An 18745-nucleotide genomic window follows, 5' to 3' on the forward strand; every position below is an offset into this window, starting at 1 on the left:
AATATAAATATTGTAATACAATTACTATTTCATTAGTAGTTTTCCTAATTTATTAATTTCATAAATTCTTCTTCATTAATAATTTTTGTACCTAATTCAATTGCTTTGTTTTTCTTACTTCCAGCATCATCTCCGCACAATAGATAATTGGTTTTTTTAGAAACACTACTTGCAACAATACCGCCATTATTTTCAATTATTTGTGTGTAATAATCTCTTGAATTGGTTAATTTGCCTGTTATAACAAATGTAATATTATTTAATTGAGAATTTGACGTATTCTTTTGTTTTTTGTATTCAAAAATTTCATCTAAAAATAATAAAAGTTTTCTATTTTCGCTATCTTTCATAAACTCCATTAATGAAATTGTTATTTTAGGACCAATATTTTCAATATTTTGAATGCTCTCTAGATTTTCACATTCTAATAATTCTTTAAAATTATTAAATTGTTTTGAAATTAATTTAGCCGCTCTTTGTCCAAGATGTTGAATACCTAGCGCGAATAGTACTTTATCAAAGCTGTTTTGTTTTGATTTTTCAACATTTTTCATTAAATTGTTAAATTTGAGTTCGCCAAAACGCTCAATTTTCAATACGAGACTTTTGTGTTCTTCAAGTGAGTAAATATCTTCAATTTTCTTAAGAATACCAGCTTTGAACAAATCCTTTACAGTTGACAAGCCAAGGCCAACAATATTCATTCCTTTTCTTGAAGCAAAATGATAAATTTTGTTTATATTTTTTTCATCACAATTAGAATTTAAACAAAACTGATCAACTAGACCTTCGTTTTCTACTAGGATTGAATTACAACTTGGACAGTTTAATAATTTATTGAATTTTGAATATGTGTTTTTTACTGCTAAATTAATAACTTTTGGAATTATTTCACCAGCTTTAATTATCGAAACTTCATCACCAATGTTAATATTCATTTTACTGATAAAATCGTAGTTATGAAGAGTTGCATATTGAACTATTGTTTGGTTTAATTCAACTGGTTCAATGTTTGCTATGTATGTAATTTTTCCAGTTCTGCCAACTGAACTCAAAATGTTAGTAATTTTACTATTAACTGATTCGACTTCATATTTGAAGGCAATTGAGTGTTTTGGAAATTTTGATGTATTGCCCATTGCTTTTCAATAATTTAAGTCATTTAACTTGATTACTAGACCGTCAGCATCATACTCGAGTGTATTTTTAACTTCTGCAAAGTTCTCAATTTCTTCTGATAAGTCTTCAATTTCAACTAATTTATGTAAAGGATTTGTTGGGATATTTAATTTTGCTAAAAATTTTAATGAGTCATTTTGTGTGTAAATATCATGATTTTGAGGATCTACTAATTCATAAAGATATGCTTCTAGACCGCGTTTAGCAACTATTTCTTCATTTAATTGACGCAATGTTCCAGACGCAGCGTTACGCGGGTTTGCAAATTTTTTTAATCCCAATTCATTCATTTCTCTATTCAATTGGTAAAATTTTGCTTTTGGTAAAAACACTTCTCCACGGACTTCTAAATTGTTTTTATAATCGATAATTTTGGGTATAGATTCAATTTGCATAATATTGCTTGTGACAATTTCACCCTCAATACCATCTCCTCTAGTTATTGCTTTAGTTAAATAACCATTTTCATAATGAATCGCAATCGATAAACCATCGATTTTAGGCTCAATACTGAAGTTAATTTTATCTTCAGGAACAACTTTTTTAATGGTATCCAAAAATTTTTCAATGTCATCATATGAGTATGCTTTTGCTAATGATAACATAGGTTGATTATGAGTAAATTTTGCAAATTTTGTGCTGAAAATGTTGTCTGCGCCAACTTTTTTTGTAGGTGAATTAGGGTGAATTAATTCTGGATATTGCTGTTCTAATTCTTCAAGTTGTTTTAATTTTTTGTCATATTCTAGGTCAGAAACGCTAGGGTTATTTTCAATGAAATACTCGTAATTTCATTTGTTAATTAGGTTTGTAAGTTGCTCGATTTTTTCTTTCATTATGCTCCTTGAAAAAAACTTTATTTTATTATACATTTTAATATTTTAATTTAGGAAACTTAAAATTAAAAAGCCAGTTTACTGGCTAATTAATAAGCTTTAAATGAAGTAATTTCGTATCAAAATGGCAATGTAATAACTTGGTATTTTATTAATATCATTAAAACAACAAGGCCAGTCATTAATAAAAATATAAATGCATCTTTTCATTGAGGAACTAGAATACGATATCTTGTTCTTTTGCCATATGGGTCGTAACCTCTTGTTTCCATTGCGTTTGATAAGTCTTCAGCTTTTGCAAATGATGAAGAGAACAATGGGATTATCAATGTTGTAAATGCTTTTGCTTTGTCTTTTAGTTTGCCATGTTTAAAGTCTACACCCCTACTTGCTTGTGCTTTAATAATTCTTTTGGCTTCAATTAACAAGGTTGGAATAAAACGCAGTGCAACTGATATTACCATTGCAATTATATGTGTCGGAATGAATAGTAATTTCAATGGAATAAGTAAATCTTCAATCGATTTAGTTAGTAAAATTGGTTTAGTTGTGGCAACAAATAATGTAGTGGCCATAATCATTATGTAAATTCTAATTATCAGTGATAAAGTTCTAGCAATAACTGCGTAACTTAGCGCATATGTTCGATTATTGTCAATATAGAAAAAGACTTTATAAGTTTCTCTAATTTGCTCGTTTGTAATTTTCATTGTATAAATATTTAGGAAAAATACAATAAAACCAACAAGCAATGGTATTTTTAACAAGCTAAATATATTTTTGATACTTCTTGTGCCAATGATATAAGCAATTGTTAATGGAACCAATAAAATAAATAAACTAATGAAATGAAAAGCAACAAATGTCATTGAAATATAGGCAATATTGATTATTAATTTTATTCGAGGGTCTAGTTTATGAATGAATGTGTTATCGTAAATATATGTACCAATTCCGTTCATTATTTATCTCCTTGAATTTTTTGTGAAATAAATGTGGCTAGTTCATCAATTGATTTAATTTTAGGTAATTTTCAACCTTTTTTCTCCAATTTTGTCATAAATGACATTAGTTTTGGAGATTGCAACCCATTATTATCAAGAAATTCTGTGTCTTTTAAAACATCATATGTAGGCCCATCTTTAACGATTCGACCATGTTTCATAATAACTACACGATCAGTCACTTCTAAAATATTATCAAGATCGTGGGTAACAATAATTATAGTTTTACCCATTTTGTGTAATTTTTTAAAGATACTTAAAATTTCTCTTACGCCAGCAGGGTCTAATCCCGCCGTTGGTTCATCTGCAACAATAATATCAGGTTCAATTGCTAAAATACCCGCTAATGCAACCCTTCTTTTTTGACCCCCTGATAAACCAAAAGGTGATTTATTTAAATATGTGTCATCAAGGCCGCATAAATTAAGATATTGTTTTGCTCTCATTGCTGCTTCTTGTTTAGGAACACCAAAAGACATTGGCCCAAACATGATGTCTTTTTCAATAGTTTCTTCAAAAAGTTGATATTCAGCAAATTGAAAAGCTATTGCTACTCTTTTTCTTATTTCTTTAGGATTTGAAACTTTTTTAACTTTTCTTGTTTTGTATTTATAGTCTATAAATCCGTTTTTATGTACATTTTTTTCTACTCATGAAGCAACTACATCTATTGATTCATGAATTTGGTCGTATTTATTCGTTTTTTTATTGAATACGTCTTTTTTGAATGACCAATTTATTTGGCCCAATGTAGGAAGAGACAAAGCATTTAAATGTTCAATAAACGTTGACTTGCCTGAGCCAGTATGACCAATAATGCCAATAAATTCACCTTGTTTGATATCAATGTTTAAGTTTTTAATCGCAGTAAATTCCATTCTTGAGCCGCGATTATATGTGTGAGATAAATCACGAATTTTTATTTGCATATTGCCTCCAATAATTCTGATTCATCAAATGTTGGATTTAGTCCTTGAATTTTTTCACTTAATTTATAAATAAATGGTGATTCAATTTTTGCTTGATGTAAAACTTCTTTATTTTTTAATATTTCTTTTGGTGAACCTTGAGCAATTATTTTTCCTTTAGCAAACACAATACAATAATCTGCCAAAATAGCTTCATCCATATCGTGAGTAATTGAAATTAATGTTTTTTTTCTAGTTTGTTGAATATCTCTAATTAATTTTAAAACTTGTTTCTTTCCTAATGGGTCTAACATTGATGTTACTTCGTCAAAAATTATAACTTTTGGATCTAGAGCCAAAACAGAGGCAATTGCTACTCTTTGTTTTTGACCTCCGGAAAGTAAATGTGGCTCGCGAGTTATATGCTCAGCCATACCAACTTTTTTTGAAAGCTCTTCAATAATTGGTTTCATTTCTTCACGTTTGATACCTTTATTTTCAAGTCCAAACGCAATATCATCTTCAATTGTTGCGCCAACAAATTGGTTATCTGGGTTTTGAAAAATAATTCCAACTTGCTGTCTTATTTTTCGTAAATTTTTTGAATTTATTTCAGTCCCGTCAATAGAGATAGAACCTGATTTTGGTTTATAAAGTGCAACTAACAATTTTGAAAGAGTTGATTTTCCTGAACCATTGTGGCCTAAAATTGCAATATATTTTCCTTGTTCAATTTCAAAACTCACGTCATCAATTGCGTTATTTTCATTTCCTGGGTATTTAAAAATTAAATTTTTAACAGATATCATAATGTGATAATTATACAATGCAATAACAATATAAAATGCAAATTTTAGATTAATATATAATTAGAAAAAAGTGTTAATAAGAGGTTAAAAAAGTGAATAAACAAGATAAATTAATTGCTAGTATTAGAGGACTTGTATTAGACTCGCAAAATGCGACCGGTAATGGCCACAGTGGGATGGCACTAGGTTCAAGCGGAGTTTTTGCAACATTGTTTACTAAATATTTAAAAATTTGAAGAGATAATCCAAAATGAATTAACAGAGATAAATTTGTTTTATCAGCAGGACACGCCTGTTTAGGATTTTACGCAATTACTCATTTTATCGGCTTATTAGCAAAAAATGAGATGAAAAATTATCGTAAATTAAATTCAAAAACTCCAGGTCACCCTGAATTAGAATGATTCGATTTTGTTGATGCCAATACTGGGCCGCTTGGTCAAGGAATTGCTATGGCGCTTGGAATGGCGATAGCAAGAGATTATTTAGCACAGAAATTTAATGTAAATGGTTTAAAAATAATTGATAATTATGTTTATGCTTTGCATGGAGATGGTTGCATTCAAGAAGGTGTTGCACAAGAGGCAATTCAACTTGCAGGTACACTTAAAATTAATAAATTAATTCTTATTCATGACTTTAATAATGTTCAGATAGATACAAATTCCAATAAGGTTAATAACATCAATTTAATTAAGTGATTTAAAGCCCAAAATTGAAAAACTATTGAATCTAATGATAAACCCAAATCAATTGAAAAAGCATTGAAAAAAGCAAAAAAATTACAAGGACCTGTTTATATCCAAGTGAAAACTTCAATTGGTAAAAACACTAATCTTGAAAACAGTTTAAAAGCACATGCGGGTTCATATTCTCTTAGCCAAATTCAACAATTTAAGCGTAAAATGAACTTGGAAAATCTTGTTCCTTTTGAATATGATGATGAGGTTTATAAGTATGCTCAAAGTTTTTGGAAACAAAAACAAAAAGAATATGATTCTTGAACTAAAGATGTTGAAAAACTTGCTGATCTTAACATAGAAAAATATAATGAATTATCAAAACTAATAAATAATAACTATAAGTATGATTTTTCAGAATTTCAATTCGAAAAAAATGATTTATCAATTCGAGAATATTTTGGCCAAATTACTCGTTTTATAGAGAAAAAAGATAATTTAATAATTGGTGGTTCTGCTGATTTAAAAGGTTCAACATTAATCGGTTTTAATAAAGAATTTAATAATGGTGGCTCAAATATTAGTTATGGTGTTCGCGAACATTTGATGTTAGCGTTGAATAATGGTATAAATTTAGCTTCAAATTTAAGAACTCTTGCAGCCACATTTCTATCGTTTGCTGATTATGCAAAAGGCGCAATTCGTCTGGCATCATTAATGAAATTACCTGTAATTAATATTTTTACTCATGATTCATATGGCGTTGGAGAAGATGGGCCAACACATCAACCTGTTGAGCAATTAGCAATGTTGCGGTCGACACCAAACACACTTGTTATAAGGCCAAGTAATGAATTTGAGAGCAAGTTAGCTTATGAATATGCACTGAATAAATCAAAAGTACAAACTTGTTTAATTGCATCTAGACAAGCAATAAAATCATATAAACATGCTTTTGACATAAATGAGTTAAAATCAATTCATTTGGTAAAAAAATTTACCAAAACTTCTAATAGAAAAACAATAAATATTTTAGCGAGTGGGTCAGAAGTTGAACTAGCTTATGAAGCTGCAAATAAATTGCATATTATGCACAAAATCAATGTTAATGTTTATTCAGTTCCTGTCTTACAGTGATTTGTTAAAGAATTAGAACAAAACAAACACAAAAGTTTAATAAAATTTCCTACTTTGGCAATAGAAGCATCAAGCGACCATATGTGATATTTGATTGCTAAATATACAATTTTTGATGCAATATTAGCCAGTGAATTTGGCCTTTCTGCGCCTGCTGATAAAGTATTTGAAAAGTTTGGTTTTAATGTAGAAAATGTAATAAGCAAAGCAATACAATTACTAAATATCAAAAGCAAATAATTTTATTAATTCTCTTAATATTTTGTATAATAAAAAAACTTTTATATAAAAATATTTGCAAAGGAATATATGAAAAAATTTTTTAGGAACTTTACTTATAAATTTTCTCAATTTTTCCTTAAAATCTCAAGATGATGGACGTCATATTGAGAAAATAAGGATTTGACCAAAAAAATATTGTTTACGTTTGGTTTTCTTGCGATTTATGTAATTATGACAACAATTGGTACACCGTTCATAAAAATTAAATCATTAGAAACTCTAACTGATGACACTTTTTTAAACACTTTAAACCTTGTTGGTGGGGGCGGGCTTAGAAACTTTTCAATTGTTGCACTAGGAATTAGCCCATTTATTAATGCCTCATTAATCATGTCAATTTTGCAAACTAGAGTTTTCCCACCTATCCATAAATTAAGTCAAAGTGGACCATTAGGTAGAAAAAAACTTAATGTTATAACTCGTATATTAACGCTTTTAATTGCTTTTCCACAAGCTATTATGCTTTCAAAATCGCTAGCTTCAGGTGAAAACCCATTTATTGAAATTATTCCAATGTATGGTCCTAAAACCCTTGAAGTTACAACATACTTAGTTGTTCCTATGATTTTGATTGGGGGGTCACTATTTTCCCTATTCATTGCTGAGCAAATTACTGACAAAGGTATTGGTAATGGTACATCACTATTAATTTTCATTGGAATGGCTTTTTCATTGCCTAACCAATTCAAACAAGCTATTAGTTACTTTATTGGTTCAGATTCTGCTTCAACATTATTTATCGGTTCTTTAAATTTCATAACTTATATATTTATTTTTGCATTAACAATTTTCGTTGTAGCCCTTATTTACAATTCAGAACGTCATATTCCTATTCAACAAATTGGAGCCGGCCGTTCAAAAAACCTTAAAGATATGGGGAAACTGCCAATTAAGTTGAACCCTGGCGGTGTTATGCCAATTATTTTCTCAACAATGGTTGTTTCATTCCCAATAATGATTGCCAGATTATTGCCAAGTGGTAATGCTGCAAAAGCTTGAATTGAACAATATTTACAATTTACTTCTCCTCTTGGATTGTCATTGTTAGTTGTGATTACATTCTTCTTTAGCTATCTAATGGGTATTCAGCAATCAAGAATTGACAAAATAAGTGAAGATTTTGCAAAAAACTCAACATATATTCCCGGAATTCAACCTGGCGAACAAACTGAGGATTATTTGTTCGCCATTGTATTGAGATTATGTACCTTTAGCGCATTTTATTTAGTTATACTTGCATCATTTCAATATTTACAAATCATTTTGATACATTGACCACCAGTAATTTCATTTGGTGGGACAAGCATAATGATTTTAGTATCGGTTGCTATTGAAACTATTGATCAATTTAAAGCTAGATTAAAATCATCTAATTTATCAAAACAAAAACAATTATCTCGTCAAATTAGCGACCAAATCGCATATGAAAAAACATATGAAGAACACGGTCCAGAGAAAAAAGAAACTATTAAAAAACCAAACAGGGATGGATTATTATGATAACAACAAAAAACAGCAAACCGAATATGGTTTTTATGGGCCCTCCTGGTGTTGGAAAAGGCACAGTGGCTGCAATAATTGCAAACAACCACAATTATATTCACCTTTCAACAGGAAGTATTTTTCGTGAAGAAATTGCTAAAAAAAGCGATTTAGGATTAAAAGTTAGTGAAATAGTTAAATCGGGGCAATATGTTCCAGATGATGTTACTAATGAAATAGTAAAAAATAAATTAATAGAATTAATGAGCGAAAATAAAGTTGTAATTTTAGATGGTTATCCAAGAACAATTAATCAAGCTCAATTTCTTGATTCAATAACTGGTTTTAACTATAAAGTTATTTCTTTATTTGCGAATGAAGATCTTGTTTTAAAAAGACTTTCAGGTCGAAGATTTTGCCCAAAATGCAATGCAGGTTACCATATAGAATACATGCCTTCTAAACTAATTGATAAGTGTGAAAAAGACAACTTTGATCTAATTACAAGAAGAGATGATACTATTGAATCTATCAAGGTAAGACAAAATATATACCATGAATCAACTCAACCATTATTAGATTTTTATGCAAGTCAAAACAGAATAATTTCTATTGATGCAAATGGCAACGCTAGTGATATAGCTGTTGATGTGATCAACAAAGTTAAGTAATTTAAAGCCGCTTATTCGGCTTTTTATTATCATTTTTTTGACGCAAGTGATCAGTTAAAGAGTAATAATAAATTGCATTTTTTGCTTAAAAATAACCCAAATTTAACTATAAAATACTAAAATTAAAGAATAAATAACTAATAAATTTGAATAATTTTTACAATAAAAATTTCAAGAATGCTAATATTTAGGAAAAACTTATTTTGTTAATTTTTAATTAAAATTTTGCAAATTAATAAATAAATTTATTAAAAAAAATACTCAAAAATACTCAAAAAAAATTATTCAAATGAACCCATTAAAAATTGATGATTTACAATAAATAAAATAAATATTAAATTTATTATCAAAAATTAAAATATTTGGTAATATATGTATGTTATATTTATATAACATTAGGGAAACAAGATGATATATTACAAAAATCCAATTGAAATAGAAAATATAACTAAATCTTGTCAAATCCTGGCAGAAGTTAAACAAATTGTTTACGATAACATAAGACCCGGAATTTCATTAAAAGAACTGGATTCAATCGCTTTTAATGAAATAGTAAAAAGAGGTGCAAAACCAGCATTTTTAGGTTTATACGGTTTTCCCGCCACAATGTGCATCTCAGTAAATGAAGAATTGATCCATGGCATACCTAGTGATTATGTACTAAAAGATGGGGATATTGTTTCCTGTGACTTAGGTTGTACATATAAAGGTATGAATAGTGACAGCGCCTTTACAAAAGGTGTTGGAACTATTTCACCAATTAATAAAAAATTAATTAATGTGGCAAAACAAGCTTTTGAAGCTGGATTAGCTGCTATTAAACCTGGGGCAAGAGTAGGCGATATAAGCTATGCGATTGGTCAGGTAATTAAAAAAAACAATTTTTATACACCATCGGAATATTGCGGTCATGGCATTGGTTACAATGTTCATGAAGATCCAGATGTTTATAATGATGGCTACAGAGGCAGCGGACCACTTCTAAGAGATGGAATGGTCATTTGCATTGAACCAATGGTTATGCAAAAAAACGCTAGAATAAAAATGAAAAGCGATGGTTGAACTATTGTTAGCGCTAGTGGTTTAACAAATTCGCATTATGAACACACTGTACTCATTAAAAACGGAAAGGGCGTTGTATTAACGAAAGGAATATAAATGGCAAAAGATGCTATTAAATTTAAAGCCGTTGTTAAACAAGCTTTTTCAACTGATGAATATGAAGTTGAATTAGAAAACGGCATGGTAATTAAAGCTCACATATCAGGAAAAATGCGTGTAAACCACATAAGAATTTTGCCTGGTGATTCAGTAGATGTAGAAATTAGTCCATACAACTTACAACTTGGACGTATTATCTATCGTCATAAATAAGGAGAAAACATGAAAGTTAGAGCTAGTGTAAAAAGAATGTGCAAAGATTGTCGTGTTATCAAACGTAGAGGAATTATTAGAATCATCTGCGCTCAACCAAAACACAAACAAAGACAAGGATAGGAATATAAATGGCTAGAATTTTAAATATTGAGATACCTAATAACAAACGTGTAGTTGTTTCATTAACTTACATTTTTGGAATTGGGCCAACAAGAGCAAAAGAAATACTTGCTAAAGCTAAAATCGACGAAAACATTAGAGTAAAAGACTTAACAGAAGAACAACTTTCAGCAATTCGTGAAGCTGCTAGAGAATACCAAACTGAAGGTGATTTACACCGTGAAGTATCACTAAACATCAAACGTTTAATGGAAATTAAATGCTACCGTGGCATGAGACACCGTAAAGGTCTACCAGTAAGAGGTCAATCAACAAAAAGTAACGCTCGTACACGTAAAGGACCAAGAAAAACCGTTGCAGGTAAGAAAAAATAATTAGGAGTTAATTATGGCTACAACTAAAAATACTAAAGTAAAAAAATCTAAAAAAAGACCTGTTGTTAGTGGTGTTGCACACATCCACTCAACAAACCAAAACACAATTGTTACTTTTGCTGACGAACAAGGAAACGTTGTTGCTTGATCATCATCAGGAGCTATTGGTTACAAAGGTTCTAAGAAAAAAACCCCTTATGCTGCAGGTTTAGCTGCTCAAGCTGCTACAGAATTAGCTAAAGAACATGGTATGAAAACTGTTAGAGTCGAATTAAAAGGTTTAGGTGCTGGTAAAGATGCTGCTCGTAAACAAATTGAAGTTTCTGGAATTACAGTTACTGAAATTAAGGATGTTACACCTGTACCTCACAATGGTACAAGACCTCCAAAACGTATTCTAAAACGCGAAAAAATGAGATAGAGATAAATAACCTAAGGAGGAAAATATGGAAAAAATGGCAAAACTTGAATATACACAAGTTGACACTATTAACTCAAATACAAAAGATGTTAATACAACTACTTTTGCTGTCCAACCTCTAGAAAGAGGATTTGGGCAAACAGTTGCTGTTGCATTGAGAAGAGTGCTTCTTTCAAACATTACTTCATTAGCAATGTGCGGAGTTAAAATTGAGGGTGTTGAGCATGAATTCCAAGTTATAAATGGTGTTGTAGAAGATGTTACAGCATTAATTATGAACTTGCGTAAAGTTAAATTTCAATACAAACCTGAATTGGTTAATGATGATGAAATAATTAAGGTTGTTCTTTATGCAGATCAACCAGGTGAAGTAACATCAAGAAGTCTTCAAGTTATTAATTCAAATGTTGAAATAACAAGTAAATCTGTTCACTTAGCAACAGTTAGTGCTAAAGGTTCATTACACTTAGAAATGTATCTAAGAGCAGGCCGTGGCTATGTTCCAAGTGAAAAAAACAAAAAACTTATTGCTTCAGTAAACTTCTTAAATCAAATTCAATCAGGAATCAAAAAAGGTATTTTAATTGCGACCGATTCAAACTTTAGTCCAATTGAAAACGTAAATTATTCAGTTAGCGAATTAAACTCTGCTTCAACTGATATTGAAGAAAAACTAGAGTTTAACATTACCACCGATGGAACTGTTGCTGCAAAAGACGCTCTAAAACAAGCTTGTGAAATTTTAGCTGCTCACTTTACTGTTATTGGTAAAGTTGAAGATATGGTTGTTGAATCAATTTTCAAACAAGATGAAATTGTTGGTGACGAAGAAAAAGAAGAAAATGATTATGATATTTCTCAATTAAATCTTTCTGTTCGTTCATTGAATGCTTTAAGAAAAATTGGTCGTTCAACACTATCTCAAATTGCTGCTATGACATATGAAGAATTAGAAAATACTAAAAACTTAGGTAGAAAATCTCTTGATGAAATTGTTGCAAAATTAAGAGAATTCGGTTTCGAATTAACTAAAGGAGAAGAATAATGGCTAATCCAAAACAAATTTACAGTCGTGATACTAAATGAAGAACTGGTGTTATTCGTACATTAGTTAGTGAATTATTCAAAAATGGCCGTATCACAACAACTTTAACTCGTGCAAAAGAATTACGTCGTCACGCAGAAAAACTAATTACAAAAGCAAAAAACCCAACTCTAGCAAATCGTCGTGCAGTAGCTTCAGTATTACGTCCAACTCTTGTGAATGAAAAAGATACAGTTCTAAAACATTTATTTGACACAATTGCGCCTAAATACGCCCAAAGAAACGGTGGATACACACGTATTTACAAAATTGTTTCTCGTCAAGGTGACTCTGCACCTATGGCTATTATTGAATTAGTTTAACTAATTGTTTTCACTTTAATTACCAATCTTAAATCAGCTTGCGAGCTGATTTTTTCTTTACAATATAATCATAATTTAATATATACTATTAAAATATGGCTAAAAACAAAAATATATTTTCATTAGAACAATATTTCAAAAATAATAACACTTCTTACTCTGAAATATCGAATCTTACTTTGCATAGAAATTCAGCTAATGCATTTTTAGTTTTAGATGAAGAAAGCGAATTTGCAAATGGAGAAATAAAAAAAATTATCAAGTCAAATTACGCGATAAAAACATTGAATTATTTCAATGAAAATAGCGAATTAATACAAAGTGTTAACCACAAAGAAATACTTGATTTAATATCATTTTTCAATCTAAATAGTGTCAACTTAAAATTTGACACAATTCCTCTTGCTAGCGAGTATAACCGGATTGTTGACAATTATTTTGCTTCTAAAAAGAAGATTGATTTTTTGACAAGCCTTTTTGAAGAAAATCAATACAAAATTCAAAGCTTATTACTAAAATTACTTAAAGAAAATACAAACGAAATATATGGCGAATTAGTTGACTATAAACGCGAACACAAACAATTTCAAAATAAACTACTTAAATTAATCAACCAAGACTCATTTGATGAATTAGAATCCCTTGTTAACAAACACGTTGATTATTTTGAATGATTTTTTGAAAATTTAGTTTCCAAATTTGTTTCTATTATCAATAAAATAAATACATTGGTAAAAAAACTATCGCATAACTACTTTAACAGTGATGAATTAAAAGCTAAAATTAAACTTAAAACCAACTATTCTAGACTAAAAATGCTTAAACAAATGTCTAAAACTTCTAAGGAATCGTTAAAGCGTAAATGTTTCATTCGCGATATGAATAAAGACATTGAATTTCTTGAAAAATACCGCTCAAACAGCGAAAAAACCACTAAAAAACACATACGCAATTTAATTTTCAAATATACAAAATCAAGCAAATTAGATAAGCAAAAACTAAACATTTTTTCAACAACCTCTTATCAATATTGACAAATATATAAATCAATTTCAGTGTTAAAAGCTGTTAAAAAAGAAATGAAATATAGTGAACCAAAATTAAGACATTTATCATTGGAAAATATTGCTGATTTAAACACTTATATAAACTCAAAAATATCATTATTTATTTACAATAACCTTGCCGATTCAAGCTTACGAGATAAAAAAATTAAAAAAATGGCTATTGATTCAATCATAAACAAAGAATTTTATTTAGATTTAAGTCAATATATTGAATTGAGTAGGTCAAACGAGGAAATAATATGTGATGAAATTCGAAAGTTAAAAAATAAAGTTAAAAAAGAAAAATCTAAATCTCTAAATGTTTTTGGTATTGAATCTTATGATGCGGAAATTAATAAGTTGCAAAACCAAACTGAATTAGAATCTGCAAGAATTGATTGAAACTTAATGTTGCAAAGTCAGGAACTTAAAAATAAAATTTTGCAATCACAAATAATAAACACTAATGCCAAAAATATTCAAAATGTCAACTTATCTTTAACCAATATAACTAAAAATATAAGCAAAAAAATTAAGAGCATTATTGACCAAAACCAATCAAAAAACACAAAACCACTTGGCAATATTTTAGAACCAATTAGAAATATATATTGAGTATATAAATCAATTTCATTTGTTTTCGAATATATTGGTTTTATAAGGGAATTGGTATTTAATAAGTATGATTTTAAAAACAAAAAAATCACTTACATTGATGTGTTTTTAAGGCTTTCTGAAATTATTGAGACAATGTCGTTCAGTAGTAAAGCATTGATTAAACCATTAAATAATATTTCGAATATTTCAAAATATAAAATGGGGCTTTTATCACGCTTATTTAATGACTCAAAAATATTGTTTATTAACGACGATAAACAAATTATTGATCACAAATTAAAAAATGAATTTTTAAGAATCACTGGCGACTTGTGTAAACAAAATAAAATTACTTATTGCTTTATCACCTCAAATCTTGAGTTAATAAAGCAAAATAATTTTGATAGTATTTTTGTTTTTTTTAATAATAAACTTATTGAATTTGGTCGAATTAAAAAAGTTCTATCAAATCCACTTCATCCTATTTTTAAATCCTATATGAGTGCTCAAAATATTGATAAATTTAAGCAAGATAACATAAAAGAGTATGAATTTCCTGAAATATACGAGATGTCTCCGGGACAATCAATTATAGCTAGTTATAACATGTTTAAAAAACTTAGCTCTGAGGGAACAGATGGTAATGGATTGAATGAAACAATTGAAAAAACAACAATAATTGACTTGGAATCAAGCTTTAACTATAAAGACACATTAATTGTTGATCTTGACCAGTATAACACTTATTCAGCGAACTTGGAAAACACCCAAAATATAACTCGCGAATTCATTTTGTACAATGAAAATAATGAAAAAAATCAATCAGATACTGTTTTTATTGACAATGTTGACGCATTCTAGCAAGCATGACTTGCTTTTTTTACTAATTTATTCAAAATACATTGATATGCGTAAAAATTTATATCAATTTTAATTGGCACAAAAGTCCCAATTTTATAGAACAAGACTACAAACAATGAGAATTAAAAATTATATAATTTGGTATAATGTATAAATAAATATTAATAATGGTCTTGGAGTAGTTAAAATGTCAATAAATAATGCATATGAACCAAAAAAATTTGAGTTTAAAATAGCAAAAAAATGAAAATCAAAAAAATTTTTTAGTAGCCATGACGTTACTAAAAAACCTTTTACTATTATTTTACCTCCGCCCAATGTTACTGGTAAATTACACATTGGCCATGCTTTAAATGTTTCAATCCAGGACGCGATAATTAGATATAAAAAACTAAAGGGATTTGATGTTTTTTATGTTGCTGGTATGGACCATGCCGGGATCGCTACTCAAAGCAAGGTTGAGAGCAACATATACAAAAGCAGTGGAAAAACAAGACACGATTTTGGCAGAGATGAATTTTTAAAAATAATTTGAGATTGAAAACGCGAATATTCAAAAACAATAAGAACTCAATGAGAAGCAATGGGATTAGGCTTAGATTATCAACGCGAACGTTTTACACTAGACAAAAAATCAAATAAAGCTGTTAATAATGCATTTATCAAGTTTCATAATGAGGGCTTAATTTATCGAGATATTAAGGCAGTAAGTTGAGATCCAAAATTAAAAACGGCTCTTTCTAATATTGAAGTTATTCCGCGCCCTACTGAGCAAAATCTTTTGTACATTAAATATTTTATTGAAAATGAGCAAAATTATCTTACTGTTGCGACAGTGCGACCTGAAACAATGCTTTCAGACGTCGCAGTTATTTTTAACCCCAAAGACAAAAGATATATACATCTAGAAGGCAAAAATGTTATTCACCCACTAACTGGCAAAAAAATACCAGTAATTGCTGACCCACATGCTGAGATCGAATTTGGAACCGGTCTTATGAAACTATCAGCACATGCAGAGGTTGATATTGACTTAATTAAAAAACATAATTTACAGGTCATTGAAACGATTGATAAAAATGGTTATATTAATTGCCCTAATTCACAATTTGATAAATTAGAAAGGTTTTTGGCTCGAAAAAAAATCCAAGAATATTTATCGGATAATGGTTTTATTGAAAAAATTGAAAAAACTACATCAAATGTTGGTTATTCAGAACGAAGCGGCGAACCAATCGAAATATTAGTCATGCCTCAATGATTCGTTAAAATGGAAAAATTTAACAATATGATTCTTGAACATCTAAAATCAAAAGATTCGGTCAAATTTTTCCCTAAAAGATTTAAGTCTACTTTAAGAACTTGAATGCAAAATGCATACGATTGAACAATATCGCGTCAATTATGATGAGGTCACAGAATACCAGCATGGTATAAAGATGATCAAATTAAAGTTCAAATTAAATCACCTGGAGAAGGCTGACAACAAGATAATGATGTATTAGACACTTGATTTTCATCTGGTTTAGCTCCTTTTTCATTTTTAGGTTGACCAAATAAAGACCCCGAAAAACTTCTGGATAGATATTTCCCAACTTCATTACTAGTTACTGGTTATGATATTATCTTTTTTTGGGTTGCTAGAATGTACTTTTTATCACTTGAATTACAAAATAAAAAACCTTTTGAACAATTATTATTAACCGGACTTGTTCGTGATGAACAAGGCCGTAAAATGTCAAAATCTCTTGGCAATGGTATTGACCCAATGCAAGTTATTGATGAATATGGAACTGACGCACTAAGATGATTTTTAACAACAAATACAACTCCTGGTTTTGACTTGCGATATTCAACAGAAAAAGTAAAATCAGCTTGAAGTTTGTGTAATAAACTTTGAAATATTGCTAAATATATTCAAAATTTACCCGAATCCAACCAAAAATTATCTGCTGCCGATAAATGAATGAACAATCGCTTAGTTCAATTAAACAAATCTGTTGATAAAGCATTTAAAAATTATGAACTTACAATTGTTGGTTATGAACTAAACAAATTCATTTACAATGATTTTTCATCTTGATACGTTGAATTGTTAAAAATTCAGCCTAACAAAAAAGCTGCGTTAGCAAACTTTAAAAAATTACTGATTATTTTACACCCTTTATTGCCATTTATTACAGACCATCTGTATAAATTATTGTTTAATGAAGAAATTTTAGAATCAAAACCACTTATGTTAAAAACTATTAACGATTCAAAAATCATTGATACTGAAAACATTATTAAAGCCGTAAAAATTTTACGTAAATATAGAGAAGATAAACAAATTAGTAAAAAAGAAGTTCTGAAATATTGTTTAAATATCCAAGCAAATGAATTTGTTTTGGATTCGATAACCAAATTAGCCAATGCTCAATATTTCGAAAACAAAGATTCAATGTTTGTTGATGGTGATTTGACTATTTATATCAATGAAAGCGAAGAATTTAAACAACAATATGCACAAGAACTTAAAAAGAAAATTATATTTCTTGAAAGTGAAATTGCTCGCGCTCAATCTATGTTGAATAATCCAAACTTTATTAATAAAGCACCAATTGAAAAAATTCAATTAGAAAAGCAAAAACTAGAAAAATTCAACTCTGAATTAGAACAATATAAAAAGGAGCTAGAATGAAAATATTAAGAGGTGATGTTGTAGCTCAAAAATTAACTCAAGAGCTTAAAATTCAGTTTGCTAAAGCAACTGAACAGTTAGGACGCAAACCAATATTAGCTATTGTTCGCGTTGGTGATAACGAGGCATCAACAAAATACATTGAAAGAAAAATTGAAAAAGCAAATGAACTAGGTGTCATTGCAAAAGTTTATCACTATCCAAGCAAAATAAGTTATAAAGCCTTGCTAAAAAGATTAGATGATATCAATGTTGAAGCAGATGGAATAATAGTTCAACTTCCACTACCAGAATCAATCAGTGTTTATACGCAACCAATTCTAGATGCAGTGCGTTGGGAAAAAGATGTTGATGGATTAAGTACAAGAAATGCATTTAATTTTTACAATAAAACAAACGAATTTAACTTTACTCCAGCCACAGCACAAGCAATTATGAACTTAGTTGACTATTACAATATTGAAGTCGAAAATAAAAAAGTTGCTGTTATTGGCAGAAGCACACTAGTTGGCAAGCCAACTGCTACATTATTTAAGTCACGTAAAGCAATTGTTTCAACACACAACCGTGAGTCTGGCATAAAAGGCGTTGAAAACGCAGATATTTTAGTTGTTGCAACCGGTGTTGCTAATTTAATTAAAAAAGAAAATATTAAAGAAGGTGCAATTGTTTTTGATGTTGGAACAACTTGAATTAAAAAAGACAATAAAAAAGTCTTGGTTGGTGATGTTGATATGACTGATTTGGAAAATCATATTGAAGCAATCGCGCCAACACCTGGCGGGGTTGGCCCACTAACAGTTGTTTGCTTATTTAAAAATTTACTTGAAGCAGTCAAATATAACAATGATTTATGACTTTAAAAAGGAGAAAA

The 18745-nt window shown here is 29.3% G+C and carries 17 protein-coding genes; 13 read left to right on the top strand and 4 right to left on the bottom strand.

Annotated features, from left to right (window positions below; all coding sequences use genetic code 4):
• Positions 1-44 precede the first annotated feature (44 nt).
• The 4 genes from ligA to EXC34_RS01320 all read right to left on the bottom strand — a co-directional run bounded on the left by ligA (position 45) and on the right by EXC34_RS01320 (position 4736).
• A complete protein-coding gene (gene ligA / locus EXC34_RS01305) occupies positions 45-2015 on the bottom strand; it encodes an NAD-dependent DNA ligase LigA (RefSeq protein ID WP_165001210.1) in 1971 nt (656 codons plus the stop codon).
• 89 nt (positions 2016-2104) lie between these two features.
• Positions 2105-2977, bottom strand: a complete 873-nt coding sequence (locus EXC34_RS01310; RefSeq protein WP_129687595.1) for an energy-coupling factor transporter transmembrane component T family protein — start codon at positions 2975-2977, stop codon at positions 2105-2107.
• Complete coding sequence (locus EXC34_RS01315) at positions 2977-3948, bottom strand: energy-coupling factor transporter ATPase (protein ID WP_129687596.1); 972 nt, start codon at positions 3946-3948, stop codon at positions 2977-2979. The genes EXC34_RS01310 and EXC34_RS01315 overlap by 1 nt, the downstream gene beginning before the upstream one ends.
• Positions 3939-4736, bottom strand: coding sequence for an energy-coupling factor transporter ATPase (locus tag EXC34_RS01320; protein ID WP_129687597.1), 798 nt, complete (start codon positions 4734-4736; stop codon positions 3939-3941). Before EXC34_RS01320 ends, EXC34_RS01315 begins: the two co-directional genes overlap by 10 nt.
• Positions 4737-4828: 92 nt before the next feature.
• On the opposite strand from EXC34_RS01320, the gene EXC34_RS01325 reads away from it, so the two are divergent.
• From EXC34_RS01325 to EXC34_RS01385, 13 genes are all read left to right on the top strand, one after another.
• Positions 4829-6793 (top strand): transketolase-like TK C-terminal-containing protein, encoded by a 1965-nt coding sequence (locus EXC34_RS01325; protein ID WP_129687598.1) that lies wholly within the window; start codon positions 4829-4831, stop codon positions 6791-6793.
• Between the two features lie 69 nt (positions 6794-6862).
• Positions 6863-8338, top strand: a complete 1476-nt coding sequence (gene secY, locus EXC34_RS01330) for a preprotein translocase subunit SecY (RefSeq protein WP_129687599.1) — start codon at positions 6863-6865, stop codon at positions 8336-8338.
• The gene (locus tag EXC34_RS01335) at positions 8332-8988 is read left to right on the top strand and encodes an adenylate kinase family protein (protein WP_129687600.1); all 657 of its coding nucleotides are present in this window, start codon (positions 8332-8334) and stop codon (positions 8986-8988) included. Before secY ends, EXC34_RS01335 begins: the two co-directional genes overlap by 7 nt.
• A 408-nt stretch (positions 8989-9396) precedes the next feature.
• Positions 9397-10146: a type I methionyl aminopeptidase gene (map, locus tag EXC34_RS01340; protein ID WP_129687601.1), complete on the top strand. Its 750-nt coding sequence runs from the start codon at positions 9397-9399 to the stop codon at positions 10144-10146.
• A complete protein-coding gene (gene infA, locus EXC34_RS01345; RefSeq protein WP_004419374.1) occupies positions 10147-10362 on the top strand; it encodes a translation initiation factor IF-1 in 216 nt (71 codons plus the stop codon).
• Between the two features lie 9 nt (positions 10363-10371).
• Positions 10372-10485, top strand: coding sequence for a 50S ribosomal protein L36 (gene rpmJ / locus EXC34_RS01350; protein WP_004419372.1), 114 nt, complete (start codon positions 10372-10374; stop codon positions 10483-10485).
• 8 nt (positions 10486-10493) lie between these two features.
• The gene (gene rpsM, locus EXC34_RS01355; protein ID WP_004419371.1) at positions 10494-10859 is read left to right on the top strand and encodes a 30S ribosomal protein S13; all 366 of its coding nucleotides are present in this window, start codon (positions 10494-10496) and stop codon (positions 10857-10859) included.
• Positions 10860-10872: 13 nt separating this feature from the next.
• A complete protein-coding gene (gene rpsK, locus EXC34_RS01360) occupies positions 10873-11280 on the top strand; it encodes a 30S ribosomal protein S11 (RefSeq protein WP_129687602.1) in 408 nt (135 codons plus the stop codon).
• Positions 11281-11305: 25 nt separating this feature from the next.
• Positions 11306-12325 carry a DNA-directed RNA polymerase subunit alpha gene (locus tag EXC34_RS01365; RefSeq protein ID WP_129687603.1) on the top strand — a complete coding sequence of 340 codons (1020 nt, stop codon included), beginning with the start codon at positions 11306-11308 and terminating at the stop codon, positions 12323-12325.
• Positions 12325-12687 carry a 50S ribosomal protein L17 gene (rplQ, locus tag EXC34_RS01370; protein WP_004419366.1) on the top strand — a complete coding sequence of 121 codons (363 nt, stop codon included), beginning with the start codon at positions 12325-12327 and terminating at the stop codon, positions 12685-12687. The genes EXC34_RS01365 and rplQ overlap by 1 nt, the downstream gene beginning before the upstream one ends.
• Positions 12688-12782: 95 nt before the next feature.
• Complete coding sequence (locus tag EXC34_RS01375) at positions 12783-15191, top strand: MAG1360 family OppF-related protein (protein WP_129687604.1); 2409 nt, start codon at positions 12783-12785, stop codon at positions 15189-15191.
• A gap of 187 nt (positions 15192-15378) precedes the next feature.
• Positions 15379-17880: a valine--tRNA ligase gene (locus EXC34_RS01380; protein ID WP_129687605.1), complete on the top strand. Its 2502-nt coding sequence runs from the start codon at positions 15379-15381 to the stop codon at positions 17878-17880.
• Complete coding sequence (locus EXC34_RS01385) at positions 17868-18734, top strand: bifunctional 5,10-methylenetetrahydrofolate dehydrogenase/5,10-methenyltetrahydrofolate cyclohydrolase (RefSeq protein WP_129687606.1); 867 nt, start codon at positions 17868-17870, stop codon at positions 18732-18734. The genes EXC34_RS01380 and EXC34_RS01385 overlap by 13 nt, the downstream gene beginning before the upstream one ends.
• The last annotated feature ends 11 nt before the right edge of the window (positions 18735-18745 follow it).

Source organism: Mycoplasmopsis bovigenitalium (assembly GCF_900660525.1).
GTDB classification, from domain to species: Bacteria; Bacillota_I; Bacilli_A; order Mycoplasmatales; family Metamycoplasmataceae; genus Mycoplasmopsis; species Mycoplasmopsis bovigenitalium.